The organism is Propionivibrio pelophilus DSM 12018, from assembly GCF_059569095.1.
On record NZ_JCANUT010000050.1, the window covers coordinates 21,489 to 29,979 of the forward strand.

At 63.8% G+C, this 8,491-nt stretch carries 5 protein-coding genes; 3 read left to right on the forward strand and 2 right to left on the reverse strand.

Annotated elements, in window-relative coordinates; genetic code table 11:
* Positions 1–163: 163 nt before the first annotated feature.
* Positions 164–3,301 carry a bifunctional proline dehydrogenase/L-glutamate gamma-semialdehyde dehydrogenase PutA gene (gene putA, locus BO74_RS16510; RefSeq protein WP_496443732.1) on the reverse strand — a complete coding sequence of 1,046 codons (3,138 nt, stop codon included), beginning with the start codon at positions 3,299–3,301 and terminating at the stop codon, positions 164–166.
* Between the two features lie 93 nt (positions 3,302–3,394).
* Positions 3,395–4,492: a branched-chain amino acid ABC transporter substrate-binding protein gene (locus BO74_RS16515; protein ID WP_496443734.1), complete on the reverse strand. Its 1,098-nt coding sequence runs from the start codon at positions 4,490–4,492 to the stop codon at positions 3,395–3,397.
* A gap of 702 nt (positions 4,493–5,194) precedes the next feature.
* Here BO74_RS16515 and BO74_RS16520 point away from each other — a divergent pair.
* The 3 genes from BO74_RS16520 to cydX are packed head-to-tail and all read left to right on the forward strand — an operon-like array spanning position 5,195 to position 8,004.
* Positions 5,195–6,730 carry a cytochrome ubiquinol oxidase subunit I gene (locus tag BO74_RS16520; RefSeq protein ID WP_496443736.1) on the forward strand — a complete coding sequence of 512 codons (1,536 nt, stop codon included), beginning with the start codon at positions 5,195–5,197 and terminating at the stop codon, positions 6,728–6,730.
* 13 nt (positions 6,731–6,743) lie between these two features.
* Positions 6,744–7,880, forward strand: a complete 1,137-nt coding sequence (gene cydB / locus BO74_RS16525; RefSeq protein ID WP_496443738.1) for a cytochrome d ubiquinol oxidase subunit II — start codon at positions 6,744–6,746, stop codon at positions 7,878–7,880.
* A gap of 22 nt (positions 7,881–7,902) precedes the next feature.
* Positions 7,903–8,004 carry a cytochrome bd-I oxidase subunit CydX gene (cydX, locus tag BO74_RS16530; RefSeq protein WP_496443740.1) on the forward strand — a complete coding sequence of 34 codons (102 nt, stop codon included), beginning with the start codon at positions 7,903–7,905 and terminating at the stop codon, positions 8,002–8,004.
* Positions 8,005–8,491 lie beyond the last annotated feature (487 nt).

Here is an 8,491-nt window from a genome sequence, read left to right on the forward strand (position 1 = left end):
GTCGCATTCCTGGATTCCGGCCTGCGCCGGAATGACGAAATCGGGGTTGTTCCCTGTTTCTGTGTTTTTCGCGTCCGGAGCAGGCCAACGCCCCTCCGGATCAGCGCCGGCCCGCAGTTTACCCGCCCGGCGCGCGAAATACACGGCAAAAGGCCAGTTGGATCTATTCGTCTCCCTTGTCCAGCGACATCAGCACCGCATTGCCGCCCGATGCCGTCGTATCCACCGACAGCGTCCGTTCGCAGGCAAAGCGGTACAGATAGTGCGGCCCGCCGGCTTTCGGCCCGGTCCCGGACAAGCCTTCGCCGCCGAACGGCTGCACGCCGACCACTGCACCGATGACGTTGCGATTGACGTAGGTGTTGCCGACGTGCAGGCGCTGGGTGATGCGCTCGATCGTCTCGTCGATGCGGCTGTGGATGCCGAGCGTCAGGCCGAAGCCGGTGTTGGCGATCGCGTCGCAGACCTTGTCGAGCTGGTCCGAGCGCCAGCGCACGACGTGCAGGATCGGCCCGAAGACCTCGTGTTCCAGCCGCGAGATGTCGTCGATCTCGTAGGCTCGCGGGGCGAAGAAGCTGCCGTGGGCGGTCAACTCGTCGTCGAGCTTGCAGGTGTAGATCGGCGTGGCGAAGCTGTCGAGCTTGCGCGCATGGCGTTCGAGCATGTAGCGCGCGTCGTCGTCGATCACCGGGCCGACGTCGGTGCGGATGTCAGCCGGATTGCCGATGCGCAGCGTCTGCATCGCGCCGCAGAGCATCATCGCCACCTTGTCGGCGATGTCCTCCTGCAGGAACAGCACGCGCAGCGCAGAACAGCGCTGGCCGGCGGAATTGAACGCCGAGGCGACGACGTCACGCACGACCTGCTCGGAGAGCGCCGAGGAATCGACGATCATCGCGTTCTGCCCACCGGTCTCGGCGATCAGCGGCACGATCGGGCCGGGCTTGGTCGCCAGCGTCTGGGCGATCATCCGCGCCACCTCGGTCGAACCGGTGAAGGCGACGCCGGCGCAGCGCGGGTCGGCCACCAGCGCCGCGCCGATGCGTCCGCCGCCCGGCAGGTAGGCCAGCGCATCGGCCGGCACCCCGGCGGCGTGCAGGAAGCTCACGGCCAGCGAGGCGACCAGGGGCGTCTGCTCGGCTGGCTTGGCGACGACGGTATTGCCGGCGGCCAGCGCCGCGGCGACCTGGCCGACGAAGATGGCCAGCGGGAAGTTCCACGGGCTGATGCAGACGAACACCCCGCGCCCGTGCAGCGAGAGCGTGTTGCGTTCGCCGGTCGGCCCGGGCAGGACGATCGGTTCGGCGAACTTCTCGCGCGCCTGCGCCGCGTAATAGCGGCAGAAGTCGATCGCCTCGCGCACTTCGGAAACCGCGTCGCCCTGGGTCCGCCCGCCCTCGCGCACGATCAGTGCGACGAGCTCCGGCAGGCGCAGCTGCAGCATGTCGGCGGCGCGGTCGAGGATCGCCGCGCGTTCGCCGGCCGGCGTATCCGACCACTCCCGGAAGGCCTTGGCAGCACGGGCCATGGCCTCGGCCGCATCCTCGCTGCTCGCCTCGGTGACGTAACCGACCACGTCGCGCCGGTCGGCCGGGGCGCAGACCTTGCTGCTCTTGCCTTTCACCCCCTTGCCGCCGATCAGCGGCAGGGCTTCGTAATGTTCCGTGGTGCTATGTTCGATGGCCCGACGCAGGCTGTCGAGCGTGGGTTTGTCACTCATGTCCAGTCCTTCACTGTTGGCGCGTTCGGCGCCGAAGAGGTTGCGCGGCAGCGGGATGCCGGGGTGCGGCTTGATCGCCTGCGCGGCGGCCTTCTCCACCGGATCGGCGACCAGATGCTCGATCGGCAGACGCTCGTCGGCAATGCGGTTGACGAACGAGGAATTGGCCCCGTTCTCCAGCAAGCGGCGCACCAGGTAGGCCAGCAGTTCCTCGTGGCTGCCGACGGGCGCATAGACCCGGCAGGCGCGCCCCCACTTCTGCGGGCCGACGACTTCATCATAGAGTTCTTCGCCCATGCCGTGCAGGCGCTGGTATTCCCATTCGTTGTTGTCGCCGGCGATCTCGGCAATCGCCGCCAGCGAGTGCGCGTTGTGCGTGGCGAAGGCCGGATAGAAGGCGACCGGGTCGGCAAACAGGCGCTTGGCGCAGGCCAGATACGACACGTCGGTGTTCCCTTTGCGGGTGAACACCGGGTAGTCGGAAAGACCGCGCTCCTGTGTCGCCTTGACCTCGGCGTCCCAGTAGGCCCCCTTGACGAGGCGCAGGCCGAAGCGGTGACCGGAGCGATGCGCCAGGTCGCCGAGCCATTCGACCGTCGCATAGGCACGCTTCTGATACGCCTGCACCGCCATGCCCAGCCCGTCCCAGCCGGCCAGCTCGGAGTCCATGGCGAGGAACTCGATCAGGTCGAGCGACATTTCCAGGCGATCCATCTCCTCGGCGTCGATGGTGAAGCCGATGTTGTGTTTCTTCGCCTTCAGGGCCAGCTGCTTGACCGCTGGCCACAACTCGCGGCGTACGCCTTCCTCGTTGGCCACTTCATAGCGTGGATGCAAGGCGGAGAGCTTGATCGACACCGACGGCGCCTCCAGCGCCGGACGACCGCCGCCCGCTGCGCCGATGGCGTCGATGGCCATGCCGTAGAGTTCGAAGTAGCGCAGCGCGTCGGCTGCGGTGCGCGCCGCTTCGCCAAGCATGTCGAAGGTATGGCGGTAGCCGTGCTTCTCCGCTCCGGCGGCGCGGTCGAGCGCCTCGCCGATGGTGCGCCCCATGACGAACTGCTTGCCGAGGATGCGCATCGCGGTGATGATCGCCTGGCGGATCACCGGCTCGCCGACGCGGGTGATCAGGCGTTTCAAGGTGCCACCGAGGTTTTTCTCGGCGCCGTCGAGACCGACGATGTGGCCGGTGAGCATCAGCGCCCAGGTCCCGGCATTGACGAAGGTGCTGTGCGAGGCACCGAGCCGGTTGGCCCATTCGGTGTTGCCGATCTTGTCGCGGATCAGCCGATCGACGGTCTCGGTATCGGGGATGCGCAACAGCGCTTCGGCCATGCACATCAGGACGACGCCCTCGCGCGACGAGAGGTCGTAGGTATTCAAGAAGGCATCGATGCCGGTGGTCTTCAGGCGCTTGTCGCGGATGGTCTGCACCAGCGGCCGCGCCCGCTCGAAAATCCGTTGCTGCTGCTCCGGCGTGAAGCGCGCCTTGTCGATCAACGCCTCGACAATTTGCGTTTCGTCGGCGCGATAAACCTCACGCAGCGCCGCGCGAAGCGCGCTACTGTTGGATTCGCTCATGTTTTTTCCTTTTGGTTTCCGGCGGACGCCGGGAACCGGGGATGCTTTGGAGACGTCACCCCGGCAGAAAACGGGGTGACGTTCGGAAGACGATTACTTGGCTACGTAATCGTACTTGCCGCCCTTCCATTGATAGACCATGAAGCCGGGCAGCTTGTTGTCGCCCTTGGCGTCGAAGGAGAGCTTGCCGATGACGGTGTCGAAGCTGGCGCCGCGCATCGCCTTTTCCAAGTCGGCGTACTTCACGCTCTTGGCTTGCTCGGCCACTTGCGCGAAGAGCTGCATCGCGGCGTAGGCGTACATCACGTAGCCTTCCGGCTCGACCTTGGCGTCACGGAATTTCTTGACGATGTCGGCCGCCGCCGGGTTCTTGCGCGGATCCGGCGAGAAGGTGAAGAGGACATTGTCGGCCGCTGGGCCGGCCGCCGTGACCAGTTCGGTGTTGGTCATCGTATCACCCCCCATCACCGTCAGCTTGAGCCCGGCCTGCTGCGCCTGGCGCAGGACCAGCGCGACTTCGGTGTGGTAGCCGCCGTAGGCCATGACTTCGACGCCAGCCGATTTCAACTTGCTGACCAGACCCGAGTAGTCCTTCTCACCGGCGGTGATCGATTCACGCAACGCCGGCTTCACGCCCTTGCCCTGCAGCGCCTTGGCCATTTCATCGGCCAGGCCCTTGCCATACGCGCTCTTGTCGTCGACGACGGCGATCTTCTTGCCCTTGAAGGTATCGGCCAGATAGCCGCCGGCCACCAGGCCCTGCTGGTCGTCACGGCCCATGATGCGGAAGATGTTCTTCAGGCCGCGCTCGGTGACTTTCGGGTTGGTCGATACGGTGGCCATCAGGATCTGCGACTCGTTGTACACGTCGGACGCCGGGATCGTCGAGCTGGAACACCAGTGGCCGTGCATGAAGACGATCTTCTTGTTGACCATGGTGTTGGCCACCGACACCGCCTGCTTCGGATCGCAGGCGTCGTCGCCCACTTCCAGCACGAGTTTCTGCCCGAGCACGCCGCCCTTGGCATTGATGTCGGCGACGGCCATCTCGGCCCCCTTGCGGATCTGGTCGCCAGCCGAGGCGTATTGCCCGGTCATCGGCCCAGCGATGGCCACGAGATGATCCGCATAAGCCTGACCGCCAAACACTGCCAGGGCGCCGATGCCGGCGAGAAGAATTTTTTTGCCCATCAACAGAACTCCTTCAGGAATATTGTTTGAATTAACCGGAGAATCCCGCGAGTCGTCGAGCCGGTCCTGCTGGCTCTCACACAAGCCGGGGCAACTCACTCGTATCTTGTCGAAAACTCGCAGCAGTTCATTAGCATTTACCATGCCAAAAACCGAATCATCGAATAATCAACGGGATACGAAAAACAGCAGACACTGGGGAGGTTTTTTCCGCACAGATCCGGTTCCCCTCCCCTGCCCGGACAGCACCAGCACGGTGCCCGATCGGAAACATACCACCAGACGGAGCACCCCAAAAGCGTGCAAGAAGACGCCCCGAGGCCAGCGCCTTGAAAACCCGTTACCGATGACGCACCCGATTCGGGCAAAATGCCGCGTCGCTCTTGCATCGCCGCTGCTCACCATGTCCAGCGATGGTGCAAGGCCGCCTCCGGGAACTTTTCCACGGCGGCATGGTCTTGTCAGCGCCGCCTGATCCGCCGGCATGCCAGGTGACTTGTATTCGCCGGCAACCTCGGCTAGAACCAAAAAAATAGGGTTGATCGCCCTCCAGCAATATTAGAGAATAATCATAAACAACAATATCCGACCGACAAGGACTTCGCCAGCCGCACGGAATATGAATGCGGCGCGCCTTTCTGCCATGACGCACCCCGCCACCGGTTCCCGCCCCCCCATCCCAACCTCTCCAGGAGAAAGCAAATGATCGACTCGACGGTCGTTGATCTATCGCGGCTGCAGTTCGCAGCGACAGCGATGTACCACTTCATCTTCGTCCCCCTGACGCTTGGATTGTCATGGATCCTCGTGATCATGGAATCGGTGTACGTCATGACCGGCAAGCCGATCTACAAGGAGATGACGCAGTTCTGGGGCAAGCTGTTCGGCATCAACTTCGCGCTCGGGGTCACCACCGGGATCACCATGGAGTTCCAGTTCGGGACCAACTGGGCCTACTACTCGCACTACGTCGGCGACATCTTCGGCGCGCCGCTGGCGATCGAGGGGCTGATGGCCTTCTTCCTCGAATCGACGATGTTCGGCCTGTTCTTCTTCGGCTGGGACCGGCTCTCCAAGCGCGCTCACCTCGCCACCACCACGCTGCTGGCGCTCGGCTCCAACCTTTCGGCGGTCCTGATCCTGATCGCCAACGCCTGGATGCAGGACCCGGTCGGCTCGACCTTCAACCCGATAACGATGCGCATGGAGTTGACCGACTTTGCGGCGCTGGTCTTCAACCACACCGCCCAAGCGAAGTTCGTGCATACCGTGGCCGCCGGCTACGTCACCGGCGCGCTGTTCGTGCTCGGCATTTCGGCCTGGTACCTGCTCAAGGACAGGCACGTCGAATTCGCCCGCCGCTCGTTCCGCATCGCCGCGGCCTTCGGCATCGCCGGCACGCTGTCGGTGATCGTGCTTGGCGACGAATCCGGCTACGCCGTCTCCGAATCGCAGAAGTCGAAACTGGCCGCTCTCGAAGCGATGTGGGAAACCGAGCCCGCTCCGGCCGGTTTCAACATCATGGCCTGGCCGAACGAGGAAAAGCAGACCAACGACTGGGCGATCAAGGTGCCGTACATGCTCGGGCTGATCGCCACCCGCTCGACCACCGAGGTGCTGCCCGGTATCCGTGAAATCCGTGAAAAGAACAAGGAACGCATCATCTCCGGCGTCGAGGCGCTGAAGGCGCTGGACGCGATGCGCAAGAACCCGAACGATGCCGCGGCCAAGGAAACGTTCGAGAAGCATCGGGGCGACATGGGCTACGGCCTGCTGGTCAAGGCTTACGCACCGGACGTCAGCCAGGCCACGCCGGCGATGATCGAGCAGGCCGCGAAGGATTCCGTGCCGAAGGTGGCGCCGCTTTTCCTGAGCTTCCGTCTCATGGTCGGTCTCGGCTTCCTGATGCTCGGTCTGTTCGTCATCGCCATCTGGCTGTCGATCTACAACACCCACAAGAAGCACCCGCTGTTCCTCAAGGCCTTCGTGTGGAGCATTCCGGCGCCGTGGATCGCCATCATGTGCGGCTGGTTCATCGCCGAATACGGTCGCCAGCCGTGGACGGTATTCGGCATGCTGCCAACGCATCTTTCAGCCTCGAGCCTGTCGGCCGGCGATCTGCTGGGCTCGATCGCCGGCTTCGTCGGCTTCTACACGCTGCTGCTGATCGTGGAAATGTACCTGATGTTCAAGTACGCCCGCCTCGGCCCGACCACCCCGCAACCGACCAACGCCTGAGGGAGAACAGCAAATGTTTGACTACGAAACCCTGAAACTCATCTGGTGGCTGCTCGTCGGCGTGCTGCTGATCGGCTTCGCCATCATGGACGGCCACGACATGGGCGTCGGCATCCTGCTCAATTTCCTTGGCAAGGACGACACCGAGCGCCGGGTGATGATCAACACCATCGCACCGCACTGGGACGGCAACCAGGTGTGGTTCATCACCGCCGGCGGCGCCGTCTTTGCCGCCTGGCCGTTCGTCTATGCCACCGCCTTCTCGGGCCTGTACTGGGCGATGCTGCTGGTGCTGTTCGCCCTGTTCTTCCGTCCGGTTGGCTTCGAGTACCGCTCCAAGCTGCCCAGCCCGACCTGGCGGAAATCCTGGGACTGGGGACTGTTCGCCGGCAGCGCGATCCCTGCGCTGGTCTTCGGCGTCGCCTTTGGCAACCTGTTCCTAGGCGTGCCGTTCCGCCTCGACGAGACGATGCGTTCGTTCTACTCCGGCTCGTTCTGGGCGTTGCTCAACCCCTTCGCCCTGCTCGTCGGCGTCACCAGCCTGATGCTGCTCACCCTGCAGGGAGCGACCTTCCTCGCCCACCGCACCGAGGGCGACCTCCAGGCACGGGCGAAGAAAACGGCAAGCATCGTCGCAATCGTCCTGCTCGTCGCCTTCTCGCTCGCCGGCTTCTGGGTCTCGCGCATCGACGGTTACGTGATCGATTCGATTGCTGACATCGGCGCGTCGATCAACCCGCTGATGAAGGAAGTCAGCCGCGCGCCGGGCGCCTGGTTCGCCAACTACGACAAGATGCCGATCCTCTGGCTGATCCCGGCGCTGGCCTACCTCGGCGGACTGCTGGTCATCGTCTGCGTGCGCGCCGGCTGGACGCTGCTGGCCTTCGTCGGCTCGTCGCTGGCCTGCGTCTCGGTGATCCTGACCGCCGGCGTGGCGCTGTTCCCCTTCGTCCTCCCCTCATCGGAAATGCCCAAGGCCAGCCTGACCGCCTGGGACGCCACGTCGAGTTACGTGACGCTGAACGTGATGTTCTGGGTCGCGCTGATCTTCACCCCGATCGTCGTCGCCTACACCGGCTGGGCCTACCGCGTGATGTCCGGCAAGGTCACCCGCGACTTCATCGTCAAGAACGACAAGACCGTCTACTGATTAACGGAAAGGAACAACAACCATGTGGTACTTCACCTGGATTCTCGGCCTCGGCTTCGCCGTCCTGCTGGCAATCGTCAATGCCCTCTGGCTTGAAGCACAGGACGACGCAAACGACAAGTAGCAAAAACGCCGGCCCATAACGAAACAGCCGCAGATCGCTCTGCGGCTGTTTCTTTTTGTGCGCCCGGCACGGGCGCACTCCTGCGGGTGCAAGTCCCGCCGTGAGTTGATCACAGCGAACGAAGTGAAGCGCAACTGCGTGAGGGCGACCGAGCGTGGGAAGGAAGCGTGGATCGTAATCTGCGAGCCGATGGACAAGAATCGGATAGAAGGCGCTGCCGAGCAGGGCGAGCGGGCATAAGACCGTAAAGCTCTCGTGATCAAGGCAAGGTGGCGTAGATCCGGCGGTTGTGCAGAGAAGGAGTGCGTTCTTACCCGGGGAGATCTCGCCTTGTGCCTGAAAGGGCGACGTGGGACCACGGAGCGAGAAGTCAGCAAAGGCCATAGTAGTTGCCACTTTGGAGCGAAGGGCCGAACGAGAAGGAGTGCCTTACGCCGTGTCGATGCGTGAAGTCCAGCGTCAGATGCCCGCGTCAGTGGGGCGGGTG